The organism is Parasalinivibrio latis (genome assembly GCF_036825535.1).
Lineage (GTDB): Bacteria > Pseudomonadota > Gammaproteobacteria > Enterobacterales > Vibrionaceae > Parasalinivibrio > Parasalinivibrio latis.
The window spans coordinates 93,998-118,716 of the sequence record NZ_CP098812.1; the positions used below are offsets into that span (position 1 = coordinate 93,998).

The 24,719-nt window shown below is 55.2% G+C and carries 26 protein-coding genes; 15 read left to right on the forward strand and 11 right to left on the reverse strand.

Going from position 1 to position 24,719, the window contains the following annotated elements; genetic code table 11:
* The first annotated feature begins 5 nt into the window (after positions 1 to 5).
* The 3 genes from ctaD to NF212_RS00450 are packed head-to-tail and all read left to right on the forward strand — an operon-like array spanning position 6 to position 3,079.
* The gene (gene ctaD, locus NF212_RS00440; RefSeq protein WP_434357858.1) at positions 6 to 1,595 is read left to right on the forward strand and encodes a cytochrome c oxidase subunit I; all 1,590 of its coding nucleotides are present in this window, start codon (positions 6 to 8) and stop codon (positions 1,593 to 1,595) included.
* Positions 1,596 to 1,604: 9 nt separating this feature from the next.
* On the forward strand, positions 1,605 to 2,141 hold the full coding sequence (locus NF212_RS00445) for a cytochrome c oxidase assembly protein (protein ID WP_434357860.1): 537 nt from the start codon (positions 1,605 to 1,607) through the stop codon (positions 2,139 to 2,141).
* Positions 2,142 to 2,191: 50 nt separating this feature from the next.
* Positions 2,192 to 3,079, forward strand: coding sequence for a cytochrome c oxidase subunit 3 (locus NF212_RS00450; protein ID WP_434357862.1), 888 nt, complete (start codon positions 2,192 to 2,194; stop codon positions 3,077 to 3,079).
* Between the two features lie 70 nt (positions 3,080 to 3,149).
* Here the strand turns inward: NF212_RS00450 and NF212_RS00455 are convergent, their stop codons facing one another.
* Positions 3,150 to 3,356: a DUF2909 domain-containing protein gene (locus NF212_RS00455; RefSeq protein WP_434357864.1), complete on the reverse strand. Its 207-nt coding sequence runs from the start codon at positions 3,354 to 3,356 to the stop codon at positions 3,150 to 3,152.
* On the opposite strand from NF212_RS00455, the gene NF212_RS00460 reads away from it, so the two are divergent.
* The 4 genes from NF212_RS00460 to cyoE are packed head-to-tail and all read left to right on the forward strand — an operon-like array spanning position 3,316 to position 6,524.
* Entirely contained in the window at positions 3,316 to 4,122 is an 807-nt protein-coding gene (locus tag NF212_RS00460; protein WP_434357866.1) for an SURF1 family protein, read from the forward strand. The two genes, NF212_RS00455 and NF212_RS00460, sit on opposite strands and share 41 nt — an antisense overlap.
* Positions 4,119 to 4,610, forward strand: a complete 492-nt coding sequence (locus NF212_RS00465; protein ID WP_434357868.1) for a hypothetical protein — start codon at positions 4,119 to 4,121, stop codon at positions 4,608 to 4,610. Before NF212_RS00460 ends, NF212_RS00465 begins: the two co-directional genes overlap by 4 nt.
* Before the next feature lie 5 nt (positions 4,611 to 4,615).
* Positions 4,616 to 5,629: a COX15/CtaA family protein gene (locus tag NF212_RS00470; protein ID WP_434357870.1), complete on the forward strand. Its 1,014-nt coding sequence runs from the start codon at positions 4,616 to 4,618 to the stop codon at positions 5,627 to 5,629.
* Entirely contained in the window at positions 5,616 to 6,524 is a 909-nt protein-coding gene (gene cyoE, locus NF212_RS00475; protein WP_434357872.1) for a heme o synthase, read from the forward strand. Before NF212_RS00470 ends, cyoE begins: the two co-directional genes overlap by 14 nt.
* Positions 6,525 to 6,536: 12 nt before the next feature.
* Here the strand turns inward: cyoE and NF212_RS00480 are convergent, their stop codons facing one another.
* Entirely contained in the window at positions 6,537 to 6,788 is a 252-nt protein-coding gene (locus NF212_RS00480) for a hypothetical protein (RefSeq protein ID WP_434357874.1), read from the reverse strand.
* A 139-nt stretch (positions 6,789 to 6,927) separates the two neighbouring features.
* On the opposite strand from NF212_RS00480, the gene dinF reads away from it, so the two are divergent.
* Positions 6,928 to 8,262 carry an MATE family efflux transporter DinF gene (gene dinF / locus NF212_RS00485; protein ID WP_434357876.1) on the forward strand — a complete coding sequence of 445 codons (1,335 nt, stop codon included), beginning with the start codon at positions 6,928 to 6,930 and terminating at the stop codon, positions 8,260 to 8,262.
* Between the two features lie 118 nt (positions 8,263 to 8,380).
* Here dinF and nfuA read toward each other — a convergent pair whose 3' ends face one another.
* Together nfuA and NF212_RS00495 are read right to left on the reverse strand one after the other, a co-directional pair.
* Positions 8,381 to 8,965, reverse strand: a complete 585-nt coding sequence (gene nfuA, locus NF212_RS00490) for a Fe-S biogenesis protein NfuA (RefSeq protein ID WP_434357878.1) — start codon at positions 8,963 to 8,965, stop codon at positions 8,381 to 8,383.
* 155 nt (positions 8,966 to 9,120) lie between these two features.
* Positions 9,121 to 9,798, reverse strand: a complete 678-nt coding sequence (locus NF212_RS00495) for a phosphoribosyltransferase family protein (protein ID WP_434357880.1) — start codon at positions 9,796 to 9,798, stop codon at positions 9,121 to 9,123.
* Positions 9,799 to 9,836: 38 nt separating this feature from the next.
* On the opposite strand from NF212_RS00495, the gene bioH reads away from it, so the two are divergent.
* The 3 genes from bioH to NF212_RS00510 all read left to right on the forward strand — a co-directional run bounded on the left by bioH (position 9,837) and on the right by NF212_RS00510 (position 11,660).
* On the forward strand, positions 9,837 to 10,601 hold the full coding sequence (bioH, locus tag NF212_RS00500; RefSeq protein ID WP_434357882.1) for a pimeloyl-ACP methyl ester esterase BioH: 765 nt from the start codon (positions 9,837 to 9,839) through the stop codon (positions 10,599 to 10,601).
* A gap of 166 nt (positions 10,602 to 10,767) precedes the next feature.
* Positions 10,768 to 11,124 carry a hypothetical protein gene (locus tag NF212_RS00505; RefSeq protein WP_434357884.1) on the forward strand — a complete coding sequence of 119 codons (357 nt, stop codon included), beginning with the start codon at positions 10,768 to 10,770 and terminating at the stop codon, positions 11,122 to 11,124.
* A gap of 80 nt (positions 11,125 to 11,204) precedes the next feature.
* Positions 11,205 to 11,660 (forward strand): ATP-dependent Lon protease, encoded by a 456-nt coding sequence (locus NF212_RS00510; protein WP_434357886.1) that lies wholly within the window; start codon positions 11,205 to 11,207, stop codon positions 11,658 to 11,660.
* 125 nt (positions 11,661 to 11,785) lie between these two features.
* On the opposite strand, the gene NF212_RS00515 is transcribed toward NF212_RS00510, so the two are convergent.
* On the reverse strand, positions 11,786 to 14,134 hold the full coding sequence (locus tag NF212_RS00515; protein WP_434357888.1) for a Tex family protein: 2,349 nt from the start codon (positions 14,132 to 14,134) through the stop codon (positions 11,786 to 11,788).
* A gap of 233 nt (positions 14,135 to 14,367) precedes the next feature.
* Here NF212_RS00515 and greB point away from each other — a divergent pair, with 233 nt between their 5' ends.
* The 4 genes from greB (at position 14,368) to NF212_RS00535 (ending at position 17,541) form a co-directional block, all read left to right on the forward strand.
* The gene (gene greB / locus NF212_RS00520; RefSeq protein ID WP_434357890.1) at positions 14,368 to 14,853 is read left to right on the forward strand and encodes a transcription elongation factor GreB; all 486 of its coding nucleotides are present in this window, start codon (positions 14,368 to 14,370) and stop codon (positions 14,851 to 14,853) included.
* A gap of 136 nt (positions 14,854 to 14,989) precedes the next feature.
* Positions 14,990 to 15,709 (forward strand): osmolarity response regulator transcription factor OmpR, encoded by a 720-nt coding sequence (gene ompR / locus NF212_RS00525; protein ID WP_434357892.1) that lies wholly within the window; start codon positions 14,990 to 14,992, stop codon positions 15,707 to 15,709.
* A gap of 3 nt (positions 15,710 to 15,712) precedes the next feature.
* Entirely contained in the window at positions 15,713 to 17,047 is a 1,335-nt protein-coding gene (gene envZ, locus NF212_RS00530; protein WP_434357894.1) for a two-component system sensor histidine kinase EnvZ, read from the forward strand.
* A gap of 122 nt (positions 17,048 to 17,169) precedes the next feature.
* A complete protein-coding gene (locus NF212_RS00535; RefSeq protein WP_434357896.1) occupies positions 17,170 to 17,541 on the forward strand; it encodes a GntR family transcriptional regulator in 372 nt (123 codons plus the stop codon).
* 26 nt (positions 17,542 to 17,567) lie between these two features.
* On the opposite strand, the gene recG is transcribed toward NF212_RS00535, so the two are convergent.
* From recG to NF212_RS00565, 6 genes are all read right to left on the reverse strand, one after another.
* Positions 17,568 to 19,646 (reverse strand): ATP-dependent DNA helicase RecG, encoded by a 2,079-nt coding sequence (gene recG, locus NF212_RS00540; RefSeq protein ID WP_434357898.1) that lies wholly within the window; start codon positions 19,644 to 19,646, stop codon positions 17,568 to 17,570.
* Between the two features lie 39 nt (positions 19,647 to 19,685).
* Positions 19,686 to 20,375, reverse strand: coding sequence for a tRNA (guanosine(18)-2'-O)-methyltransferase TrmH (gene trmH / locus NF212_RS00545; RefSeq protein WP_434357900.1), 690 nt, complete (start codon positions 20,373 to 20,375; stop codon positions 19,686 to 19,688).
* 66 nt (positions 20,376 to 20,441) lie between these two features.
* A complete protein-coding gene (spoT, locus tag NF212_RS00550; protein ID WP_434357902.1) occupies positions 20,442 to 22,550 on the reverse strand; it encodes a bifunctional GTP diphosphokinase/guanosine-3',5'-bis pyrophosphate 3'-pyrophosphohydrolase in 2,109 nt (702 codons plus the stop codon).
* A gap of 27 nt (positions 22,551 to 22,577) precedes the next feature.
* Positions 22,578 to 22,850: a DNA-directed RNA polymerase subunit omega gene (rpoZ, locus tag NF212_RS00555; protein ID WP_054674348.1), complete on the reverse strand. Its 273-nt coding sequence runs from the start codon at positions 22,848 to 22,850 to the stop codon at positions 22,578 to 22,580.
* Between the two features lie 55 nt (positions 22,851 to 22,905).
* Positions 22,906 to 23,529 carry a guanylate kinase gene (gene gmk, locus NF212_RS00560; protein WP_054674350.1) on the reverse strand — a complete coding sequence of 208 codons (624 nt, stop codon included), beginning with the start codon at positions 23,527 to 23,529 and terminating at the stop codon, positions 22,906 to 22,908.
* A gap of 171 nt (positions 23,530 to 23,700) precedes the next feature.
* A complete protein-coding gene (locus NF212_RS00565) occupies positions 23,701 to 24,708 on the reverse strand; it encodes an adenosine deaminase (RefSeq protein WP_434357905.1) in 1,008 nt (335 codons plus the stop codon).
* Positions 24,709 to 24,719 lie beyond the last annotated feature (11 nt).

A 24,719-nucleotide genomic window follows, 5' to 3' on the forward strand; every position in this document is an offset into this window, starting at 1 on the left:
GGGTAATGACTGACATGACGCCGGATCAGGTCGGGCACGGCCACGACCATGATCACAAGCCGAAAGGCATTATGCGCTGGATACTGACCACCAACCACAAGGACATCGGTACCATGTACCTGGTGTTCAGTTTCACCATGTTCCTGCTGGGCGGGGCGATGGCACTGGTCATCCGGGCCGAATTGTTCCAGCCCGGCCTTCAGCTGGTGGAGCCGAATTTCTTTAACCAGATGACCACGGTACACGGGCTTATCATGGTATTCGGTGCGGTGATGCCAGCTTTTACCGGCCTTGCCAACTGGATGGTGCCCATGATGATTGGGGCACCGGATATGGCGTTGCCCCGGATGAACAACTGGAGCTTCTGGATCCTGCCCTTCGCGTTTCTGATGCTTATCATGTCGCTGTTTATGGAAGGAGGCGGTCCCAACTTTGGCTGGACCTTCTACGCTCCGCTTTCCACCACCTACAGCCCTGACAGCACTGCGCTCTTTGTGTTTGCCGTCCACATAATGGGGATGAGCTCCATCATGGGTGCAATCAACGTTATTGTTACCATCATGAACCTGCGTGCTCCTGGCATGACTTACATGAAGATGCCGCTGTTTGTCTGGACCTGGTTCATTACTGCCTTCCTGCTGATTGCGGTGATGCCGGTACTGGCCGGTGCGGTGACCATGATCCTGACCGACAAGTACTTTGGCACCAGCTTCTTTGATGCCGCCGGGGGCGGGGATCCGGTGATGTTCCAGCATATTTTCTGGTTCTTCGGGCACCCAGAGGTGTACATCATGATTTTGCCAAGTTTTGGCATTATCTCAGCCATTGTTCCGACCTTCTCCCGTAAACCGTTGTTTGGATATGCCTCCATGGTGTACGCGACCGCATCGATTGCCGGGCTGAGCTTTATTGTGTGGGCTCACCACATGTTCACCACGGGTATGCCAGTCGCCGGGGCCCTGTTCTTTATGTACTGCACCATGCTGATATCGGTGCCAACCGGGGTGAAGGTGTTTAACTGGGTTGCCACCATGTGGCGAGGCTCACTGACTTTTGAAGTCCCCATGTTGTTCGCCATCGCCTTTATTGTGCTGTTTACCATTGGAGGGTTCTCGGGACTGATGCTGGCAATTACGCCGGCTGACTTCCAGTACCACGACACCTACTTCGTGGTGGCACACTTCCACTACGTACTGGTTTCCGGGGCAATATTCTCCATCATGGCAGCAGCGTACTACTGGCTGCCGAAATGGACCGGTCACATGTACAACGAACGGCTGGCGAAGTGGCATTTCTGGTGTTCGCTGATATCAGTAAACGTCCTTTTCTTCCCCATGCACTTTGTCGGGTTGGCGGGTATGCCGCGCCGTATCCCGGACTATGCACTGCAATTTGCGGATATCAACGCGATTGTTTCTGTTGGGGCGTTTGCCTTCGGGTTTTCACAGCTGATTTTCCTCGCGGTGCTGGTGAAGTGTGTGCGAGGTGGCGAAAAATCCCCGGCCAAGACATGGGAAGGCGCGGAAGGCCTGGAGTGGACGGTACCTTCACCGGCGCCGTACCACACATTCAGCACACCGCCGAAAGTGGACTAAAGGGGGCTTATGGATACGCAACCGAAACCGGATAACCGCAAGCCCCTCAGCTGGCTGATCGCCGCGACGGTGGGAATGTTCGGCTTCGCGTTTGCACTTGTCCCCCTTTATGACGTGTTCTGTGAAATAACCGGTATTAACGGCAAAACAGATGATGTTGCAGCCGATGCTTCCAGCCAGATTGATACGTCACGGCTGGTGACGGTGGAGTTTGTCTCCTACATCAATCCGGGGCTTGGCTGGGAGTTTGAACCTGAAGTGAAATCGCTGCAGGTCCACCCTGGGCAGACCAAGACCATCAATTACCGGGCGGTAAACCTGTCCGGTGATGGCGGGACTGGGCAGGCGGTGCCATCTGTCACGCCCGGCCTGGCTGCGCAGTACCTTAACAAGATTGAGTGCTTCTGTTTTAACAGCCAGCCGCTTGATGCCGGTGAAAAAGCCGAATTGCCTCTGATTTTCTATGTCGACCCGGAGATCCCGGATGACATTGAAAGAATGACGCTGGCTTACACCCTTTTTAATGTCGCCGGGAAGGCGGAATAGCCGCGGGATGCGGCCCAATTTGTTGAAGTGACAACAAGTAAGAGGTCACCATGGCAAACCAGACACAAAGTAACAGTGACTACGAAAACTACTATGTACCCGCTACAAGCGCATGGCCGATTGTCGGAGCTGTCGCCCTGTTCTTTATTGCAATGGGGGCGGGCAGTACGGTCGGCGGGCTTTTCGGGGGAAATGGCCCCTGGCTCCTGCTGACCGGGGTCGGTCTGATCCTGTTTATGCTGACCGGATGGTTTCGGGATGTGATCCACGAATCCATGACCGGGCTGTATTCCTCGCAAATGGATCGCTCTTTCCGGCAGGGAATGAGTTGGTTCATTTTCTCGGAAGTCATGTTCTTCGGCGCATTTTTCGGTGCGCTGTTTTATGCCCGCTTGATTGCGGTGCCGTGGCTGGGTGGGGCCGGTAACAATGCCATGACCCACGCTGTTTTGTGGCCGGAGTTTATTGCCAGCTGGCCGGTAGTGAAAACGCCGGGTGGCACAGAAACCCAGGCCATGCCTGCATTTGGGCTTCCGCTCATCAATACCGTTATCCTGCTGGCTTCTTCAGTGACAGTACATATTGCACATGTGGCGCTGGAAGGTGGTGAGCGGGAAAAGGTGAAAAAATTCCTCGGTCTCACTGTGCTGCTTGGCTGGATCTTCCTGTTCCTTCAGGGCGTTGAGTATGTCCACGCTTACCAGGACATGAACCTCAAGCTGGACTCCGGTATCTACGGTAATACCTTCTTTATGCTGACCGGCTTCCACGGTATGCATGTATTACTCGGGTCCATCATTCTGTTCGTCGTGTGGCTCCGAGTCATGAAAGGGCACTTCTCGCCAGAACACCACTTCGCCTTCCAGGCGGGATCCTGGTACTGGCACTTTGTGGATGTGGTATGGCTGTGCCTGTTTGTGTTTGTTTACATAATCTGAGAAGCGAGAAGCGAGAAGCGAGAAAAAAGACGTTACTCACCTCTCGCCTCTCCTGGCTCAATTCTTGTAATCAGTACGGCCTCTGATTGGGTTCGATAATTCCGGTGGCGAGGCCGATCAAAAGAAGGATGAAAACCAGTACCGAGAACATAACCCGCCTGCCCAGGTAGCGGGACATGGGAACATCTGACTTTCCCTTCAGCATAACGGGAAGTGCGCGAAAGAGGTTAAGCACGATGAAAATAAGTAAGCATACAAGCAGTGCTTTCAACCACATAGACCCTCCTCAGTCCCAATCCGTGGCGGGGAATCATCAGGCCGGAGCGGCTGTGCCTCACTCGGTTGCCCTGAGTTTCACTCTTTTTACTCTGATTCTGATTGCCGTTCTGGTCAAGCTGGGTTTCTGGCAACTCTCCAGGGCGGATGAAAAAGCCGATATCCTTTCCCAGCATGCTGCATCGCAGCAAACCGTCGTAGCCGGGCTCTCTGCCGATACCCCGGTTTCCGGCCAGTCTTTCGAGCTGACCGGCAGTTTTGACCTCGGCCATGCCTTTTTTCTTGATAACCAGACCCACAAAGGCCGCGTTGGCTACCAGTTGTACCTGCCTTTTACCAGTGGTGAGCACACCGTACTGGTAGATGTAGGCTGGCTGGCAGCGCCTGCCCTGCGGAGCGACCTGCCACCGGTACCGGGTCTTTCCGAGGTGGCAACCGTGAAGGGTACGGCAGCCGAGCCAACCCGGACTTTGGTGCTGGATGCAGACAGCTTTTCCGGCACCTGGCCATGGCGGGTGCAGGCGATTGAACCTGAGCTGGTCAGGCAGCAAACCGGCCTGGCGGTTATGCCGTGGGTACTGCATGCCACTTTTCTTGGTGGCGGTTTGGACAACAAAAACCTGATGGCGCCAAACGGATTGGTTGCAACGTGGCAGCCGGTGGTGATGAGGCCTGAAAAACATCATGCCTATGCGGTGCAGTGGTTTACGCTGGCGTTTGCTGTGGCAGTGATGTGGGGTGTTTGGTGGCGAAGGAGGAGCTCATGAAAGGTAAACGGACATTCCTGGCCCTGATGGCGGTTTTTGGCCTGCCGGTTGTCGCTGCCAAACTTGTACTGGTGAACAACTGGTATGAGGGAGGCTCCACCAATTACGGCATGCTTCTCGAACCTCCCCTTGAGGCCCAGTGGCTTGCTAAACCTGGCATGTGGCGTCTGGTTTATATCAAGCCGGATGACTGTGGTGAGCGCTGCGAGGCTGCATTATTCCAGTTAAAGCAAATCCCGCAGGCAGTGGGGCCCGAGCAGGACAGGGTCATCAGCATTGTCCTTGATGAGCGGTCCTTGACGGCAAACCCAACCTCCCGGGAGCTTGCGGTGCAGCCGGGGGCGAATGAAACCATTTTCCTGGCCGACCCAATGGGCAATGTCATTCTGGAATATCCCGTGCCGGAAGAGGAAGTGAAGCAGGTAGAGCAGGGTAAGGGCCTGCTCAAGGATCTTAAAAAACTGATGAAGCTGTCACGGATAGGATAACGCTTATGGGAGAGCGCATTTACCGGGGAACCGTTGTTGTGACGCTGCTGCTGTCACTGGTTGTGGTAGGGCTGGGCGCGTTTACCCGGCTTACAGAAGCGGGATTGGGGTGCCCTGACTGGCCGGGCTGCTACGGTTTTATGACCGTGCCGCAAACCGAAGCCCAGCAGGCCGTGGCGTCTGAGGCTTTTCCCCACGTGCCACTGGAGCCACAAAAAGCCTGGAATGAGATGATCCACAGGTATGTGGCTGGCACTCTTGGCTTGCTAATCGCCGCCATCGCCTTATTGTCATTCCGGCGGGCTGAGCGTCCCAAACTGTTGCCGTCACTGCTGCTCGGCACCGTTATATTCCAGGCTCTGCTGGGGATGTGGACGGTGACGATGAACCTGATGCCGTTGGTGGTGATGGGACACCTCCTGGGCGGGTTTGCCACGGTCACCCTGTTGGTGCTGCTGGCATTGAAACTCTATTTCCCTACCTTGCCTGCGGCAGAGGCCGGGAGTGCGCTCCGGGCGCTGGCCGCTGCTGGCCTGGTTGCCGTGACGCTTCAAATTGCACTTGGCGGCTGGACATCTTCCAACTATGCCGCAGTGGTCTGTACCCAGCTTCCTGTTTGTGAGGTGGATTGGGTGGAAAAATATGACGCGTCCGCGTTCCACCCCATCAGCCCGAAAAATGATACCTACCAGTTTGGGGTGCTTAATTTTGACCAGCGGGTCACCATTCACGTCACTCACCGGATCGGTGCCATTGTCGTTTCTGCGCTGGTTATGATGCTGGCGGTTGCCAGTGCGATGAAACTCGGTGTGCGGTGGGGGCTGGGGCTGGGGGCCGTGCTGGCACTGCAGATTGCCCTCGGGGTGACCAACGTGGTGGCGTATTTGCCGCTGTCCGTTGCTGTGGCCCACAACCTGGGTGGGCTTTTACTTCTACAATGCGTTGTTGCGGTGAACTGGCGTCTCTGGCTGCCAGCATCCGATTGGGTCACAGGGAGGATTAATTATGGCGAGAGCTAACAGCCTTATCGCGGTATCGGCGGAAAAAGCCGGTTGGCGTGACTACCTGGAACTGACCAAACCCAAAGTGGTCGCTATGCTGCTTCTGACTGCACTGGTCGGGATGTGCCTTGCGGTGCCGGGTATCCCCCCCGCCGTTCCGGTGATCCTTGGGTTGTTGGGGATTGGGATGCAGTCTGCTGGGGCAGCAGTTTTTAACCATGTGCTCGACCAGCGCATTGACCAGCAAATGCAGCGCACCCAGAACCGTCCGGTCGCCAAGGGCCGGGTAGACAACGTCAAGGCACTGGTTTTTGGCACAGTGCTGGCTGTCGCAGGGTTTGGCCTGCTGACTTACCTGAATGTTCTCACTGCCATGCTGACTTTCGCCAGCCTGATCGGCTACGCACTGGTTTATACCGTTTGGCTCAAACATGCCACGCCGCAGAATATTGTGATTGGCGGGCTCGCCGGAGCCATGCCGCCCTTGCTGGGCTGGACGGCGGTAACCGGGGAGCTCCATCCCCACGCCCTTTTACTGGTCATGTTGATTTTTACCTGGACGCCACCGCATTTCTGGGCGTTGGCAATTCACCGTAAGAAAGATTACGCCAAAGCCGGTGTACCTATGCTGCCGGTAACCCATGGGGTTGAATACACCAAGACCATGATGCTGCTTTACACCGTATTGCTGGTAGCGGTGGGGATTTTGCCGTGGCTGGCCGGGATGAGCGGGATGGTTTACCTGCTTGGCAGCCTGGCTCTGAACCTGGGTTTTGTCGCTTATGCGCTAAGGCTTAAATTCCATGATAGGAAAGGGCTGGCGTGGGATACCTTTAAATACTCCATCTGGCATATTTTCGGGTTGTTTGTGGTGCTGCTGGCCGATCATGCCGCCACGGTACTGGCGGCCTGACCGACAAAAAGATCAGTTGATACCTTTACCACTGTAAATGGTCGCCTTGTCCGCAACAAAGGCGACCTTGATGTGCTTGGCATTGTCACCCCAGATACAGTTGGTTACACCCAACGTATCATCACATTTGTCCGGTTTGCCAATCAGTGACACCACATCGTTGTATGGCATGCCCACTTCAAGTTTGTCGTAGTTTTCTTTGGTCACTTTACTGCAGGCGGCAAGGCTTAGAACCATTGCTGCCAGTGCGAAGGCTTTTTTCATTGTCATTAACTTCCTCAATTGGAGAAGGCCAAAGCATACCAGAAACCTTTTCTGTCCAGAAATCATCCGGTATTTCAAAGGTGAGCGCTGCGATGTAAACCGCTACACTGGCTCTGGTTTACTTATCCCGGATGTCACTATGCTCTCAGCCCTGAACAACCCGCGCCTGCACCGTCAGGTTTTTACCCTGGCAATCCCCATGGTGCTTTCAAATATCACCGTCCCACTGCTCGGGCTGGTGGATGCTGCCGTCATTGGCCACCTGGAACACGCCTGGTATCTGGGAGGGGTAGCGGTAGGCGGTACCATGATCAGCGTGACGTTCTGGCTGTTGGGCTTTTTGCGGATGGCAACGACAGGGTTGAGCGCCCAGGCATACGGTTCAGGCGAGAAGCAGGTACTTTCCGGGGTTTTTGTGCAGGGGGCGGCGCTGGCGATGGGGCTTGCACTGTTGCTGCTTATCCTGCACCGGCCACTTGCAGAGGTGGTATTCCACTTCAGCAGTGCCAGCGAAGAGGTGAAATTCTACGCCCGCGAATATTTCACCATCCGTATATGGAGTGCACCGGCGGCACTTTTGAACCTGGTGATTATGGGCTGGCTGCTTGGGTGCCAGAATGCCCGCAAGCCCATGGCGCTGCTGATATGCGTTAACCTGGTCAATATTGTACTGGATGTGTTTTTTGTCCTGGGGCTGGGTTGGAAAGTGCAGGGGGCGGCAGCGGCGTCAGTGATTGCCGATTACAGCGGCAGTGCGCTGGGGCTTTGGTTTGTCCGGGCTACCTGGCGAGAAAACCTGTTGCCCATAGTGTCTGATTGGGTAAATACAGTGCGGGAAGGCATTGGCCGACTGCTGCGCCTGAACCGGGATATTTTCCTCAGGAGCCTTTGCCTGCAGATGGTATTTACCTTTATGACGTTTCAGGGGGCAACCCTCGGAGACAACGTGGTAGCAGCCAATGCGGTGCTGATGAGCTTCCTGATGCTGGTGTCCTACGGCATGGACGGTTTTGCCTATGCGATGGAAGCATTGGTGGGCAAGGCCATAGGTGCCAAAGACCGGGAGGAGCTGGCCGGTGCGCTGGTTACCACGACATTCTGGAGCCTGGTGATTTCCCTCGTAATGACCGGGGTGTTCTTCGGCTTTGGTACGCCCATTATTTCCCTTATCTCTGATATTGAAACCGTCCGGGCTACGGCTGCGGTTTACCTGCCGTGGCTTGCACTGATGCCGCTGGTGGCTATGTGGTGTTTCCTGCTCGACGGTATTTTTATCGGTGCCACCAAAGGGCGGGAAATGAGGAATACCATGCTGGTAGCCATGCTGGGCTTTTTTGGTATTTGGTATCTCTTGTCCGGGTTTGGTAACCATGCGTTGTGGGCGGGTATGTTGTCTTTTATGGCACTGCGCGGTATCGCCCTGGCTGTAGTACTTTGGCACCAGTGGCGGAAGGGGTGTTTCCTGTCTTTCTGATTATCCTCCGTTTGGGGGACTTGGATCCCGGACAGACAAACGCCCCGCTATGCGGGGCGTTTACCCTGGGTTGGACGACTAGGAAGGGCGCGTCCAACACAATTTCTTGCGAGACCAATCAGTAGTAAGAGTGGTCGCCGCGGGCGTGTTCCGTCACGTCACGTACCGCCGTCAGCTCGCCGACAAATTCGGCCAGGAGCTGCTTCTCGATACCTTCCTTCAGGGTAACGTCTACCATCGAACAACCGTTACAGCCGCCGCCAAACTGCACAACCGCGATACCGTCTTCAGTAATTTCCATTACCTTCACATGGCCACCGTGGCTGGCGAGCTGTGGGTTAACCTGGGTCTGGATTACGTAATCAACACGCTCAATAAGCGAAGCGTCATCGGCTACCTTGCGCATTTTTGCATTAGGTGCCTTCAGGGTCAGTTGCGAACCCATTTTGTCGGTAACAAAGTCGATTTCTGCATCTTCAAGGAAAGGCAGGCTGACTTCATCAACAAAGGCAGAAAAGCCTTCGAATTTGTATTCCTGGTCGTTGGCTTCCACTGCTTCCGGTGGGCAGTAAGAGACACCACACTCAGCATTCTGAGTACCTGGGTTCACCACGAAAACCCGGATATTGGTGCCTTCAGGCTGCTGAGCCAGCAACTTGGCAAAATGTGATTGAGCATTCTCAGAAATTTGAATTTGTGACACGACCTGATACCTGAGTTAATTACTATGATTTATACAGTGTACTCCGAGTTGCTTTTACTATCATCCCATTTAAATTAGGGCTATTAACTGACGCACACTTCCGGCTGACTGCGGATTAATTGAGCACTCCCCGCCGTCAAACGGTGAAAACTTGTTCAGGGCGTGCGACAAATACAATAGATATCCACTCGGGTATTGTGCTGCTTTTTCAAGAGCCTGGCGATGGTGGCAACTGTTGTCCCTGTGGTAACCACATCGTCAACAATCCCGATATGCCCGGTAGTTACCTCCGCGCCAATCTCAAAGCTTCCCGATGGGCTTTTAAGGCGCATTTTCCGATCCAGTTTCTGTTGCCGGGGCCGGTAGGCGGAGCGCTCAATTAAACCGGTTTCGACTTTGCTCCCAATCGTCCTCGCCAACGCCTGCGCCAACAGGGTGCTGTGGTTATAACGGCGGGAAAGCCTGCGTTTCCAGTGCATCGGGACAGGGACAAGTATGGGCGCCGGATTGCGAATGTTTGCCGCCAGTTCAGCCGCTGCCAGTGCTGCGTACCAGTGGCGTCCCCGGTACTTTAACTGGTGTACCAGAGTGTTTAACGGAAAGCTGTAATCGCTGACACAGGTAAGGCTGTCCCAGGCCGGGGGATCACGCAGGCAGCGTCCGCATACTTCCATTGGGTAAGGGGTAGGGAGGCCACACCAGTCACAACGAGGGTGGCGGGGTATACTGTCGCGGCATGGCTGGCACCAAATGTGTTCTGACCCGGCAAGAGGATGATGGCAAAGCTGACAACCGGCCGGCAGCCTGCTAAAGATACGGTTAAGAAAGTGCAATGTCCGTCCCGGGCGAATGGAATGAACAGGCAGTATAGATGACCAAAAAGCTTCACTGGCATACCGAGGGAGAGGGTTCCGATCTGGTTCTCATTCACGGTTGGGGAATGAATGGGGCAGTATGGCAACAGGTGTTGCCGTCACTTGCCCGCAATTTTTGTGTCCACGTGGTTGATTTACCCGGATATGGGCTGAGTAATCATAGAGTTGCAGTCACTGTAGAGGAAATGGCACAGCAGTTGCTTGAAGAATCTCCACAGCATGCAGCATGGTTGGGGTGGTCTTTAGGCGGCCTTGTGGCAAAACAGGCGGCGCTGACAGCGCCGGAAAGACTGAGCCACCTGGTGACCGTTGCCAGCTCTCCCAAGTTCGCCGCTGCTGATGGATGGCGGGGAATCAAACCTCAGGTACTGGAAGCATTCACCGACCAGCTGAGGGAAGATTTCACAGCCACAGTGGAACGCTTTATGGCACTGCAGGCCATGGGAAGCCTGTCAGCCAAGCAGGATATTAAATGGTTAAAGCAGGCAGTTTTTTCCCGCCCTGAACCTCACCCGGAGGCTCTGTTGAATGGCCTGAAAATGCTGGCTGATGTGGATTTGCGCCATAGGCTGGAAGAAATTACCGTCCCCTGGTTGCGACTCTACGGCCGCCTAGACGGCCTGGTGCCGGTCAAGGTTGCTGATGCCCTGGATAAACATGCCCCCGCCAGTGGGCGGCAAGTCTTTGCCCAGTCATCACATGCCCCGTTTATATCCGAATCTGAAGCGTTCGTTGAGGCTGTGAAAGAGTTTCTGCTCTGACTCCGCCGGTTCAGGCGTCATTGACGTCAATGTTGGACAGGCAAGTATCTGCCGGGTAAATGATTACATCATTTAATCAGGAAAAATCTATATTTCGACTAAATAATCCGCGAAAGCGGTCGATAATATAGACACGAAACTTGCTCTGGCACCAGGAGAGGCCATAATGAATGTAGGAAGTGTGGGATACTCTCAGGGTTATTCGCTGGCTCAGCTTCAAGCTCAGCAGCGTGCCCAGCAAGCAAAAGCCTCGTCGAATGCAGAAGCCAAATCTGCTGACAACCAGGCATTTGCCAACGTGCAGAAAGATGTAGCCAAGGATGCTGCACGGGTTGAGGGTAAGGACAAAACCGCAGAGGTCAAAGGTAAAGACACCACTGATGAAGTGAAGTCTTTTGCCTACGGCGCGTTGGGAATGGATCACCCGGAACAAGTAGAGCAAAACGATGATCCGGCTTACAGCGCGGGTCAGGCACTGTCCGCCATAGGTACCATAGGTACTATCCTGGCGATATTGGTGTAATTTGCCGGACAGGGATGCCTGACAAGAGGCGGAGCTGAACCACAGCTCCCTGCCTTTGACCGATGCCGAGGGGCATCGATATGAATGTGTCACCAGCCAGCGTCAGTATTCCTACTGTCGCACCATCGGTGAACCCGCCAACTGAACAGGTTGCGCGGGACAATCGCGTGCGCGAAAAAATCCTGCCAACCAAGCCCCTTAACGAAAATGCACCTGAAAAACCGGTTACTGAAGAAGAAAAGCAGCTTCAAAACCCTTCCTGGGACCCGGCTGAGCACCCTACGTACCACGATCTTCCCAAACGGCGTTATGGCTACAGTACAGATGCCATAGACCGGCTTAAATCCCTCCTGGCTCCCGGCAGTTACAACATGCCGGACAACAAGGGCTACACCATGCGAATCAAGCTCCCGCCTGAAGTTGAAGAACAACTGGAACAGAACCGGGATCTGGAAAGAGCCCGGTCTGTGGTGGCGATGCGCTACCAACAGTCTTCCGTCGCCAATATGCCGTCGGAAGTGCTGATCGTTATCTAAAAAATGAGCTGCGAGATATAAGATGCGAGAGGCGAGTTAAAGCAATTGAAGTCGTCGAATCCGAAGCATAATTTCTCACTTCTCACTTCTCACTTCTCACTTCTCACTTCTCACTTCTCGTACCTCTATCGCCCTTTCTTCGCATTGGCAAAGGCTGCTGCAAATGCACCGCCCATTGCATTGCCTGAGGAGGTGTTATCCCTTCTTGGCTGGTTGCGCTGGCTGTCGCTGCGACGGTTGTCACCACGCTCACCCCGGTTGTTGCTGCGTTCCTGGCGGGCTGGTTTGTTGTCAGCACCCGGCTCGTCAGTCAGGCGCATGGACATGCCGATACGCTTACGCTGCAGATCCACTTCCATCACTTTAACCTTGACCACATCACCGGCTTTTACCACTTCGCGAGGGTCAGAGACAAACTTGTCCGAAAGGGCTGAGATATGTACCAGGCCATCCTGGTGAACACCGACATCGACGAACGCACCGAAGTTGGTAACGTTGGTGACCACACCTTCCAGTACCATGCCCGGAACCAGATCCTTCACCTCATTCACTCCTTCTGCGAAGGTGGCAGTCTTGAACTCAGGGCGAGGGTCGCGGCCGGGTTTGGCCAGCTCGCCAAGGATATCCGTCACGGTTGGAAGGCCGAAGGTGTCATCGACATAGTCGGCAGCTTTCAATGCACGCAGGAAATCATGGTTGCCGATCATGGCATCCACAGCCTTGCCGGTGTTGTCCGCAATGCGTTTGACCACCGGGTAGGCTTCCGGGTGGACCGCTGAGCCGTCGAGCGGGTTCTTCCCGTTCATCACGCGAAGGAAGCCAGCGCACTGCTCAAAGGCTTTAGGCCCAAGGCGTGGCACTTTCAGCAGGGTCTTTCGGTCTTCAAAGCGGCCGTTTTCATTGCGGAAAATAACGATGTTTTCAGCCATGGTGGTCGACAGGCCGGCAACACGGGTCAGCAGTGCCGGGGAGGCGGAGTTTACATCTACACCCACGGCGTTTACGCAGTCTTCCACCACTGCATCCAGCTTGCGTGCCAGCTGGCTCTGGCTGACATCATGCTGGTACTGGCCGACACCGATGGATTTCGGGTCGATTTTCACCAGCTCTGCCAGCGGGTCTTGCAGACGCCGGGCAATGGATACCGCGCCACGCAGGGACACATCCAACTGCGGGAATTCTTTTGCTGCCAGCTCTGATGCCGAGTAGACAGAGGCGCCGGCTTCACTGACCATGACTTTCTGGACTGACAGCCCGGCCTGCTTGAGCATATCCGCCACGAAGGCATCGGTTTCACGGGATGCCGTGCCATTACCGATGGCAATCAGGTTGACGTTGTGTTTTTCAATCAGTGCCAGTACCACTGCAGCAGACTTGGCGATCTGGTTCTGTGGCGGGGTCGGGTAGATCGTTGAGGTATCCAGCAGCTTGCCGGTGTTGTCGACTACTGCAACCTTACAACCTGTACGCAGGCCGGGGTCGATACCCAGAGTAATACGGGGGCCTGCTGGGGCAGCCATCAGCAGGTCTTTGAGGTTGTCAGCAAATACATCAATCGCCGCGTTTTCAGCCTGGTCACGCAGGGTGCCCATTAACTCGGTTTCCATGTGCATTAAGATCTTAATACGCCATGCCCAGCTGATAACCTGTTTGCGCCAGCGGTCAGCCGGGGCTGAGCCGATATTCACGCCATAATGACCGGCAATGATGTTCTCGCAGTGCGAGCCGGTTGAAAGTGCATCCTGGCCCGGGTCGGCATTGAGCGCCAGTTGCAGCACCCCTTCGTTGCGGCCACGGAACATTGCCAGGGCACGGTGTGAAGGGACTTTTGACAGCAGTTCATTGTGCTCGAAGTAGTCTTTGAACTTGGCACCTTCCTGCTCCTTGCCGTCAACCAGACGGGCAGTGAGCTCGGCATTTTGCTGCAGGTAACGGCGGATCTTATCCAAAAGGGCTGCATCTTCTGCAAAACGCTCCATCAGGATGGCACGGGCACCGTCGAGGGCAGCCTTGGTGTCCGCCACACCTTTGCCTGTATCCACATACCCGGCAGCGGCAGACTCAGGGTCGTTTGAAGCGTCCCCCCACAGCAGGTCAGCCAGTGGTTCCAGCCCGGCTTCAATCGCAATCTGGCCTTTGGTACGGCGTTTGGGCTTGTAAGGCAGGTAGAGGTCTTCAAGGCGGGTTTTGCTGTCGGCTGACTTGATTTCCGCAGCCAGTTCCGGTGTCAGCTTACCCTGTTCCTCAATGGAGCGCAGGATGACAGCCCGGCGGTCTTCGAGTTCGCGAAGGTACCCGAGACGGGATTCCAGGTTACGCAGTTGGGTATCGTCGAGGGCACCGGTGACTTCCTTCCGGTAACGGGCAATAAATGGGACGGTGTTGCCGTCATCCAGCAATGTCACGGCAGCAACCACCTGCTGCTCGCGAACGCCGAGTTCCTCGGCAATGAGACGATGGATGCTCGTGCTCATGGGAATCCTTGTTGTTTGTAAAAAACGTGAAGCCGTCATTCTAACTCGGTACAGGGGTGGGGCAAGTCCGGGGGATGTCAGGCTGTGAGCTGGGTTTTAGGCCGGCAGGCTTTAAAGTCTATAACCGGTTGGAAAATCCACGAAAAGCCATGACTGGATTATCAAAAATGTCGATTGCGCGGGGCGCTGGTGCGGGGTAAGTTGTGGCAGAGGAAACCAGACGGAGCCCCTGTGTGGCGAAGAGTAACTACATTACCCGTGAAGGCTGGGAAGCGCTGGACCGGGAGCTGAAATACCTGTGGAACGAAGAGCGCCCAGTTGTCACCCAGGCGGTGTCAGATGCGGCGGCACTGGGTGACCGTAGTGAAAATGCGGAATATATCTACGGTAAGAAGCGCCTGCGGGAAATTGACCGCCGGGTACGCTTCCTGATGAAGCGCCTTGAGCAACTGCAGATTGTCTACTACAACGCGCAGCAGGAAGGGAAAGTGTACTTCGGTGCCTGGGTGGAACTGGAAAACGAGGAAGGGGAAACCTTCCGTTACCAGTTGGTCGGGCCGGATGAATTCAATGTCAGGGAAGGCAAAATCAGTATTGATTCACCACTGGCGCGGGCCCTGCTGAAAAAAGCGGTGGATGATGAAGTCGTGGTGCGAACCCCGGCAGGGGAAGAGCTTTACTACGTCAACAAAATTCAGTACCAGCCGTTTGCAGGCTGACACAAACCGAAACAAAAAAACGGCACCGATTGGCGGTGAAATGCTCGGATAGCCGGCATTTGCAGGTAAACTGCCCAAGAAGGTTAACCAACCGTTAGTAAATTGCCTTTAGCTGAATGATCCGGAAGGGTAAGACATGCAAGAAAATTATAAGATCCTGGTCGTTGATGACGACATGCGCCTCCGTTCCCTGCTGGAGCGTTACCTGACTGAACAGGGTTTCCAGGTACGCAGTGTTGCCAATGCTGAACAGATGGATCGTCTGTTATCCCGCGAGAACTTCCACCTGATGGTTCTCGACCTGATGCTGCCGGGAGAAGACGGCCTGTCGATTTGCCGCCGCCTGCGCAATGCCAATAACCAGATTCCAATCGTCATGCTGACTGCCAAGGGCGACGAGATAGATCGTATTGTCGGCCTTGAAGTGGGTGCAGATGACTACCTGCCCAAGCCGTTCAACCCACGTGAGTTGCTGGCCCGTGTACGTGCCGTATTGCGCCGTCAGACCATCGAAGCCCCTGGGGCTCCGAGTGCTGATGCCAAGGTTGTGGAATTCGGTGAGTTCCGCCTGAACCTGGGTACCCGCGAGATGTTCCACAATGACCACTCTATTCCGCTGACATCCGGCGAATTCGCGGTTCTCAAGGCACTGGTAACCAATCCGCGTGAGCCGATGTCCCGCGACAAGCTGATGAACATGGCCCGTGGCCGTGAGTATTCCGCCATGGAGCGTTCCATTGACGTACAGATCTCACGCCTTCGCCGTATGATTGAAAAAGACCCGAGCCGTCCGCGTTACATCCAGACGGTCTGGGGGCTGGGCTATGTGTTTGTTCCGGACGGTGGCGAGGAATAATCCATGCGCCTGATACCGGGCAGTACTTTTGCCCGAACAGTATTCCTGTTCACTGGCTTGCTGATCGCAAGCCAGATTTTTTCGTATATCACTATTTTTAACTACGCCATCCTGCCGAGCCTCAAGCAGTTCAACAAGATCCTCTCCTACGAAGTCAGCCTGATGATGTCGGAAGACGTCCACCTGAGCGACGGGCATATCGTCCATCTCGACCGTGCCCTCCGCCAGCGCCTGATGGAAAGGTTGGGGATGACAATGCACCTTTCAGGCGATCCGACAACCGAAGCGTACAAGGATGCCCATATCATTGATTACCTCAGCGAGGAGATGAGCCGGGAGCTGGGTTCGCCAACTGAGGTACGGGTAGGCCGGGGCAGCGAAAGCTGGGTGATGTGGATGCGCTCTGAAGCCATGCCCGGCCTTTGGCTCCGTATCCCACTGACTGAGCTGCAGGACAAGACGTTTGCGCCACTTTTCGGCTACAGCGCAATCATTGCCCTGCTGGTCATTGCCGGAGGCTGGATGTTTATCAAAATCCAGAACCGACCCCTGACAGAGCTTGAGAAGGCGGCGATTTCCGTTGGCAAAGGGCAGCACCCGCCGCCGTTGCCGGTGCGTGGCGGCTCGGAAATCCGTTCGGTGACACAGGCATTCAACAAGATGGCAACCGGTATCCAGAAGTTGGAGGAAGACCGTGCCCTGTTGATGGCCGGTATCAGCCACGATATCCGCACGCCTTTGACCCGGATCCGTCTGGCAACCGAGATGATGTCACCGGAAGATGGCTACCTGGCTGAAGGCATTATCAAGGACACCGAAGAGTGCAATGAGATCATCGGCCAGTTTATGGATTACCTGCGTTCCACCCAAAGCCAGAACCTGAGCGAAGTTGACCTCAATGCGGTGATAAGCGATGTGGTCGCGGCTGAGGGGGGTTATGACCGCCAGATAGAACTGCTTTTGGGTGACATGTGCGGCTACCTGATGGCCAATGAAGTTGCTGTTAAGCGTTTGGTTACCAACCTGGTGGTGAATGCCATCCGTTACGGCAATGGCTGGATTAAGGTCAGTTCCGGCTGCACCGTTGACCGCACCCAGTGCTGGTTCTGCGTGGAAGACAATGGGCCGGGTATTGCCCCGGAAGAGTTGGACAATGTTTTCCAGCCGTTTACCCGGGGTGACAGTGCGCGTGGCAGTGAGGGGACCGGACTTGGCCTTGCTATCGTGAAACGCATTGTCGACCAGCACCAGGGTTCACTCTATTTTTCCAACCGGAGTGAAGGTGGCCTGCGAGCTCAAATTAACCTTCCTTTTCAGATCAAACGACTGAAAGGCTAATGAATAAATCAGGCATCTTCTTGCAAGGATGCCTGATTTGACTCACACTTTAATGCATAAGTGCGCATATTTTGGCCAAAGGTGCTATTACTGTATTAAGTGATTGATATGGTTGAGCAACTATGGAACTTTCCATCCATTCTCAGGATCCTACCCCGAAATACCTCCAACTGGCTTCCCAACTGCAACGGCGGATGATAAGCGCCGAGCTGGCACCCGGCCAGTCCCTGCCTTCTGTCCGTTACCTGGCCCGGAACCTCGGGATTAACCCGATGACAGTCTCCCGCTGTTACCAGATGCTGGTGGAAACCGGCTGGCTTGAGCGCCGGAGGGGAATAGGCATGGTGGTTGCCCGTGATGGGGCAAGGGAACGCTGGAAGCAGCGCAACAGCTGTATCTCCCCATCAATACACAGCCTGATTGCCGAAGCCAAGGAGCTGGGGATGGGGCGATCTGAGCTGCTGGCACTGGTGATGGGGGAGTGGGAAGAGTAGGGCAATTGAGTTGTGAGCTCAGCGCCTTACGCGTTTGTGTACTGTTCCCGGTTACCCAGCCAGCGTTCAATAATTGCTTTGGCATTTTCCGGGAATTTCTCATGGACATACCGCGCCAGTTTCTGCACTTCCGGGATTAAATGCTGGTCTCGGATAAGGTCCGCAATCTTGAATTCCACCATACCGGTCTGCTTGGTACCCAGCAGCTCGCCTGGCCCGCGAATTTCCAGGTCGCGCTGGGCAATCACAAAGCCATCATTGCTTTCACGCAGCACGCCAAGGCGTTTGCTGGCGGTCTTAGAAAGCGGGGCGTGGTAAAGCAGCACACAGTGGCTCGCCACTGACCCGCGTCCGACACGGCCACGCAACTGGTGAAGCTGGGCAAGGCCAAGGCGCTCCGGGTTTTCGATAATCATCAGGCTGGCGTTAGGTACGTCCACACCCACTTCGATCACCGTGGTGGCAACCAGCAGGTGCAATTCACCGGCTTTGAAACGCCCCATCACATCCTGCTTCTCCTGCGGTTTCATCCGGCCGTGTACCAGGCCGATTTTCAGCTCCGGCAGGGCGCGTTGCAGGTCATCGGCAGTATCAGCGGCAGCCTGCGCTTCCAGCACTTCAGACTCATCAATCAGGGTACAGACCCAGTATGCCTGTCGCCCCTGCTCGCAGGCGGCTTTAACCCGGTAAACAATTTCATCCCGGCGGGTATCGGGGACAGCAACGGTGGAAATCGGTGTCCGGCCCGGTGGCAGTTCGTCGATTACCGAGGTGTCGAGGTCGGCATAGGCGGTCATTGCCAGGGTGCGAGGGATTGGGGTGGCGGTCATAATCAGCTGGTGTGGGTGGCAGCCCTGCTTAATTCCTTTTTCCCGCAATTCAAGGCGCTGGTGGACACCGAAGCGGTGCTGCTCGTCAATAATCACCAGGGCAAGTTTGTCGAACTCCACCTGGCTTTGGAACAGGGCATGGGTGCCGACAACCATCTGGGCGTCGCCGCTGGCGATTTTAGCCAGTTCCTCATCGCGGGCCTTGCCCTTTAGCTTGCCGGCCAGCCAGCCGACCTTGATACCGAGCGGCTCGAGCCAGCCTGCAAAGTTGATGGCGTGTTGCTCAGCAAGGATTTCTGTCGGTGCCATCAGGGCAACCTGGAAACCTTCCTCTATCGCCCGGATAGCAGCCAGTGCAGCGACCAGGGTTTTCCCTGAACCGACATCGCCCTGCACCAGACGCATCATCGGGGTGTCTTTGACAAGGTCGCGCTCAATGTCAGCAACCACCCGTTGCTGGGCACCGGTTGGCGTGAACGGCAGGCCTGCCAGCAGTTTTTCCTTGAGCTGCCCGGTGCCATGCAAGGGCCAGGTTTTGTCCTGTTGCAGGCGGTCACGCACAGCAAGCATGGAGAGGTTCTGGGCCAGCATTTCCTCAACGATAAGGCGCTTTTGTGCCGGATGTTTTCCCTGCTCAAGCTGTTCAACGGAAATATCCGGTGTCGGGCGGTGAAGGGTTTTCAGGGCCTCAGACAGCGTCATCTGGCGGTCGTACAGCCCTTCAGGCAGGAGCTCCTTGACCGCACAGCTTTCCAGCAGAACCAGCGCCTGGTCGGTCAGGCTGCGAAGAGTGAGCTGGCGCAGGCCTTCTGTGGTTGGGTAAACCGGGGTCAGGGTTTCTTCGAGCTGGATTTCAGTCGGCTCAGAGAAGACGGTGTATTCAGGGTGGATGATTTCTGGCCCGCCCATCCCGGCTTTGACTTCGCCGTAGGCTTTTACCCGCTTGCCGTTGGCAAGGCTGTTTTTCATCGCTGCATTGAAGTTGAAAAAACGCAGGGTAAGCACGCCGCTGGCATCGCGGATCTTTACCCGCAGCATACGGCGTTTGCCGAAGATGGTTTCGTTGGAGAAAATTTCCCCTTCCACGGTGGCATGCTGGCCCGGCAGGACGCCGGCAATCGGCCAGACCCGGGTGCGGTCTTCATAGCGGTAGGGAAGGTGGAACAGAAGGTCCTGCACGGTATTGAGGCCGATTTTTTCCAGCTTTTCTGCCATTTTTGCCCCTACCCCGGACAGGGAGGTTACCGGCACTGCGTCTAACATGGCTCCGCGCATGACTGCTCCTAACAAAAACAATACCTTTGCAGTTTACCGTTAAGCAGACTGAATGGCATCCCACCATGACGGGTCTGCAACAATCTGGCCCTCGTCATCCAGTGGCGGGTAAGGCAGGCCCTTGCGTTTCGCTACTTTTGCCATCACCGGGTGGCCACCTTCAAACAGGATGCGGTGAACCTCCTCCGGGTCCAGTGCCGGGGTTTCACGGTGGTACATACCGGCAATCTGGCGTTGGCGCTGCGCTTCATAAAGCACCAGTGCTGTTGCTACTGAAACGTTGAGAGACTGTACCATGCCAACCATGGGGATCACGATATGGTGGTCAGCCTGTGCCAGGGCCTTGTCGCTGATACCGGTTTTTTCCTGGCCGACCACAATGGCGGTGGGCTTGGTATAGTCAATGTCACGGTAATCGACAGAACTCTCGCACAGGTTTGTGACCAGTACCTGCATGCCCTGGCTGCGAAGAGCACCAATGGCCTCGTCGGTGGAGTTGTGGATGACGGTATCAATCCAGTTGCGGGAACCGGCAGAAGTGCCGCCAAAAGTGCGCATTTTGGAGCCTTTTGGCCACACGGCATGAAGCTGGTGGACGCCGACCGCATCCGCGGTACGGATGACCGCAGAGATGTTCTGGGGTTTGTGGACCTCTTCCATGCAGACCGTCAAATCCGGCTGGCGGGCGGCGAGGACTTCTTTTATCCGGGCAAAACGTTCCGGGCTCATTATTCTTCCTTTTCTAAAAAAACGCCCGCAATAGCGGGCGTTTGATGTCATATATCTTCTTGTGGATCAGTTTCGCTGGCGGCTGACTTTCACCACGGTTGGCATCACCCGGATGCGGCGCATGATGTTGGCCAGATGGATCCGGCTCTTGGTGGTCAACTGTACCGAAACGGTATACATGCGTCCGTCACGCTCTTCGGTAGAAAGACCGTGGATGTTGGATCCGGTTGCCGCAATAGTGTTGGCAAGATCGGCCAATGCGCCTTGCTGGCTGTGCATGTCGATACGCAGGTTGGTGATGAAGTCCTGATCGAAATCGTCACCCCAGTCCACGTTCATGTACTTATCCGGTTCACGGCCGTGGCCGCGGACGTTGGCACACTCTTCCCGGTGGATGACCAGGCCCTTGCCCGGTGAAACGTGGGCAATGATCGGGTCGCCGGGGATTGGGCGGCAGCAATTGGCGTAAGTCAGAAGGATCCCGGATGCGCCCCGGATCGGCATGCTGTCATCTGCATGGGTCAGCTCATCGGCATCACCGAGCAGACGGCGAGCGATCACCACGCTCATCAGTTCACCTAATCCAATCTCTGCCAACAGGTCTTCCACAGCATTCAGCTTCAGATCTGCCAACACCTTATCCACATTCTCAGGACTGTTTTTGACGATGTCATCAATGTTCAGTTCACCGAGGGCATGGTTAAGCAGTCGACGGCCAAAGTGGACAGATTCTTCCCGGCGCATGGTCTTAAGAACCTGGCGGATCTTAGTGCGGGCGCGGGCTGTTACCACATAGTTGAGCCAGGCAGCGTTAGGGCGCGCACCCGGAGCGGTGAGAATATCTACGGTCTGGCCATTCTTCAGTTGCTGGCTGAGCGGGTAAGGCTGGCGGTCAACACGCGCACCGACACACATGTTACCCACATCAGTGTGCACAGCATATGCAAAGTCAACGGCGGTAGCACCTACCGGCAGTTCGACGATCCGGCCTTTCGGCGTAAATACGTAGATCTCATCCGGGAAAAGATCCGACTTCACGTTCTCGATAAATTCGAACGTGCTGCCGGCACTTTGCTGCAGTTCTACCAGGCTTTGCATCCAGCGCTGGGCACGGACCTGGGCAGTATTGGCAGAGTTACGTCCACCTTCTTTGTAGGCCCAGTGGGCCGCAACCCCCTTGTCTGCCATTTGATCCATTTCTTCGGTACGGATCTGGACTTCCACCGGCAGGCCGTGAGGCCCCACCATGGAGGTGTGCAGAGACTGGTAGCCGTTGGCCTTTGGTACCGCGACATAATCCTTGAAGCGTCCCGGGCGCGGCTTGTACAGGTTGTGCACCTGGCCAAGCACCCGGTAGCAGGTATCGACGGAATCAACGATGACCCGGAATGCGTAGATGTCCATGATGGAGTGGAAGCGCTGTTCCTTGCTCCGCATCTTGTTATAGATGGAGAACAGGTTCTTTTCGCGGCCCACTACCCGGGCATTGATGCCCGACTCTTCCAACCGGCCTTCGATTTGCTGGTGGATTTTCTGGATCATCTCCTTGCGGTTGCCACGAGCCTGGATGACCACGTCTTTCAGTACCCTGTACCGGTTAGGGTAAAGGGCCTCAAAGCCGAGCTCTTCCAGTTCCACTTTGATGTTGTGGATACCGAGGCGGTGGGCAAGGGGGCCAAAAATTTCCAGGGTTTCCCGGGCGATGCGGCGGCGCTTGTCCGGACGCAGGGCACCAAGGGTACGCATGTTGTGTGTGCGGTCTGCCAGCTTTATCAGGATAACGCGGATGTCATGGGTCATCGCCATGATCATCTTGCGGAAGTTGGCAGCCTGGGCTTCTTTCCGATCGCGGAACTTCAGTTTGTCGAGCTTGGACACGCCGTCAACCAGATCAGCAACGGTATCGCCGAAACGCTGTTGCAGGTCTTCTTTGGTAACTTCGGTGTCTTCGATGACATCGTGAAGCAGGGCAGCCATCAGGGTTTCCTGATCCAGGCGCATTTCGGCCAGGATACGGGCGACGGCAATCGGGTGAATGATATATGGTTCCCCGCTGGAGCGGGTTTGCCCTTCGTGGGCATCACGTGCGACGAGATAAGCCTGCCGCAGAGCCTCAAGATGAGGCTCCGGCAAGTATTGGGCAGCAACTTCTCTCAGGCTATCGAACAGATACAATCGTTCTGCTCCCCCTGAATGAGATAATTAACGGCGGCCGGTGATGGCGCTTACAGCGGCCAGCTCAGCGGCTTCCTGCTCTTGAAGCTCCTGGCGGTCTTTCGCGTCCAGGATTTCTTTGTTGATCAGACCTTCTTCGATCTCGCGCAGGGCGATAACCGTTGTCTTGTCGTTTTCTTCAGGAACCAGCGGATCTTTACCGTTAGTCTGCATCTGGCGCGCACGACGTGCAGCGACCAGTACCAGGTCAAAGCGGTTACCAATTTTTTCAACTGCGTCTTGAACGGTTACGCGTGCCATGAAGGTCTCCAGTAGTAACTATCAAAAATGACCGGAAATTATACAAAAGCTGTTGTTATTCCGCCAGCAGGGCGTTAAGCATACTGCCGTATTTTGCTGCCTGCTTCGGTTCTTTCAATCGCTCGGCACGAATAATGGCCTTGAAATCGATCAACGCGGTGTCGAAATCGTCGTTAACGATCACATAGTCATATTCGCCGTAGTGCGAGATCTCAGACTGAGCTTCGCTCATGCGCTTGGCAATCACTTCTTCGCTGTCCTGACCGCGTGCGTTCAGGCGGCGCTCCAGCTCTTCCTTACTCGGAGGCAGGATAAAGATGCTCTTGGCTTTAGGCATTTGCTCACGGATTTGGCGTGCACCCTGCCAGTCGATATCCAGGAACACGTCAACACCCTTGGCCAGCATTTCTTCGATCCACAGACGGGATGTGCCGTAGAAATTACCGAAGACTTCGGCGTATTCAAGGAAAGCACCTTGTGCAATCAGGGCCTTGAACTCTTCAACGGCAATAAAATGATAGTGTACGCCGTCCTCTTCGCCCGGGCGCACGGCGCGGGTGGTGTGGGACACGGACACTTTCATGTCGTATTTAGGGTTGTCTTTCAGCAGTGCTGAGATAAGGCTTGATTTGCCCGCACCACTTGGTGCCGACACAATATAAAGCGTACCTTGGCTCATCCGTCTGGCTTCACTCTAAGATTGAAGGGCGCGAAGGTTACCATGATCCGGGCGGAAATTGAATCCGGCCTATGGATAAAAAACGATCTTTTCCGTTCGCGCAAATATTAATGATCGTTATGGTTGATAAAGATTATCAGCTATTTTCCAGACCGATGCGAGCCGGGAGGATCATCCTGCCATGCTTTCAACCATATCGAGCAGTTCGGCCTTGCGCTCGGGTGTGGCAAAGCTGGCATCAATACTGTTGTAAGTGATAGCCAGCCACTCTTCCCTGCTGAGCGCCAGCGCAGTCTGCACGGCGGCAAAGTTTTCAAGCATATAGCCACCGAAGTAGGCAGGATCGTCTGAATTCAGCGTTACCTTGAGCCCGGCTGCCAGCAGATCCTTGAGATTGTGATCTTCCATGGTATCAAACACCCGCAACCGGATGTTGGAATTGGGGCAGACGGTCAGCGGCATGCCTTTCCTTTCCAAAAATGCCATCAGGCGCGGGTCTTCTGCTGCCCGGACGCCATGGTCAATGCGGTCTACATCCAAAAGCTCAATTGCCTGCCAGATATACTCCGGCGGTCCTTCCTCGCCGGCATGGGCGACAATTTTGTAGCCCTGGCTGCGCGCCTCGGCAAACACCCGGGCAAATTTCTCCGGCGGGTGGCCTTGCTCTGATGAATCCAGGCCGATGCCGAGGATGCTGTCGCGGTAAGGTTCAGCCTGTTTGAGTGTCTCAAATGCCGCCTCTTCACTTAAGTGGCGCAGGAAGCAGAGGATAAGCCCGCTGGTAATACCCAGTTCCTGCCCTGCTTTTTCCAGTGCCCGGGTAATGCCATGGATAACATTTTCAAACGGGATACCGCGGTCAGTGTGGGTCTGGGGGTCGAAGAAGATTTCGGTGTGTACCACATTCTGTGCCTTGCAGCGTTCGAGGTAAGCCCAGGTGAGGTCGAAAAAGTCCTGTTCATCCCGCAGCACGTCTGCACCCCGGTAATAAAGGTCCAGGAAGGACTGGAGGTTTTCAAAATCGTAAGCTTTTTTGAGAGCACCGACATCCGGCCACGGCAGGGTTACGTTATGGCGACGGGCCAGTTCAAATACCATCTCCGGTTCGAGGGTACCTTCGATGTGAAGGTGAAGTTCGACCTTTGGCAGGTCGGCAAGGAACTTTTCATCTACGGACATAACACACCTTT

Coding starts and splice junctions, on each gene's coding strand:
- NF212_RS00470 (WP_434357870.1), top strand. CDS start 4,616: ATGGGAGAGCGCATTTACCGGGGAACCGTTGTTGTGACGCTGCTGCTG.
- envZ (WP_434357894.1), top strand. CDS start 15,713: ATGCGCCTGATACCGGGCAGTACTTTTGCCCGAACAGTATTCCTGTTC.
- NF212_RS00515 (WP_434357888.1), bottom strand. CDS start 14,134: ATGAGCACGAGCATCCATCGTCTCATTGCCGAGGAACTCGGCGTTCGC.
- NF212_RS00510 (WP_434357886.1), top strand. CDS start 11,205: ATGAATGTGTCACCAGCCAGCGTCAGTATTCCTACTGTCGCACCATCG.
- gmk (WP_054674350.1), bottom strand. CDS start 23,529: ATGAGCCAAGGTACGCTTTATATTGTGTCGGCACCAAGTGGTGCGGGC.
- NF212_RS00535 (WP_434357896.1), top strand. CDS start 17,170: ATGGAACTTTCCATCCATTCTCAGGATCCTACCCCGAAATACCTCCAA.
- rpoZ (WP_054674348.1), bottom strand. CDS start 22,850: ATGGCACGCGTAACCGTTCAAGACGCAGTTGAAAAAATTGGTAACCGC.
- ompR (WP_434357892.1), top strand. CDS start 14,990: ATGCAAGAAAATTATAAGATCCTGGTCGTTGATGACGACATGCGCCTC.
- cyoE (WP_434357872.1), top strand. CDS start 5,616: ATGGCGAGAGCTAACAGCCTTATCGCGGTATCGGCGGAAAAAGCCGGT.
- NF212_RS00465 (WP_434357868.1), top strand. CDS start 4,119: ATGAAAGGTAAACGGACATTCCTGGCCCTGATGGCGGTTTTTGGCCTG.
- dinF (WP_434357876.1), top strand. CDS start 6,928: ATGCTCTCAGCCCTGAACAACCCGCGCCTGCACCGTCAGGTTTTTACC.
- ctaD (WP_434357858.1), top strand. CDS start 6: ATGACTGACATGACGCCGGATCAGGTCGGGCACGGCCACGACCATGAT.
- bioH (WP_434357882.1), top strand. CDS start 9,837: ATGACCAAAAAGCTTCACTGGCATACCGAGGGAGAGGGTTCCGATCTG.
- recG (WP_434357898.1), bottom strand. CDS start 19,646: ATGCGCGGAGCCATGTTAGACGCAGTGCCGGTAACCTCCCTGTCCGGG.
- NF212_RS00450 (WP_434357862.1), top strand. CDS start 2,192: ATGGCAAACCAGACACAAAGTAACAGTGACTACGAAAACTACTATGTA.
- trmH (WP_434357900.1), bottom strand. CDS start 20,375: ATGAGCCCGGAACGTTTTGCCCGGATAAAAGAAGTCCTCGCCGCCCGC.
- NF212_RS00460 (WP_434357866.1), top strand. CDS start 3,316: ATGAAAATAAGTAAGCATACAAGCAGTGCTTTCAACCACATAGACCCT.
- NF212_RS00565 (WP_434357905.1), bottom strand. CDS start 24,708: ATGTCCGTAGATGAAAAGTTCCTTGCCGACCTGCCAAAGGTCGAACTT.
- NF212_RS00505 (WP_434357884.1), top strand. CDS start 10,768: ATGAATGTAGGAAGTGTGGGATACTCTCAGGGTTATTCGCTGGCTCAG.
- NF212_RS00480 (WP_434357874.1), bottom strand. CDS start 6,788: ATGAAAAAAGCCTTCGCACTGGCAGCAATGGTTCTAAGCCTTGCCGCC.
- NF212_RS00445 (WP_434357860.1), top strand. CDS start 1,605: ATGGATACGCAACCGAAACCGGATAACCGCAAGCCCCTCAGCTGGCTG.
- NF212_RS00455 (WP_434357864.1), bottom strand. CDS start 3,356: ATGTGGTTGAAAGCACTGCTTGTATGCTTACTTATTTTCATCGTGCTT.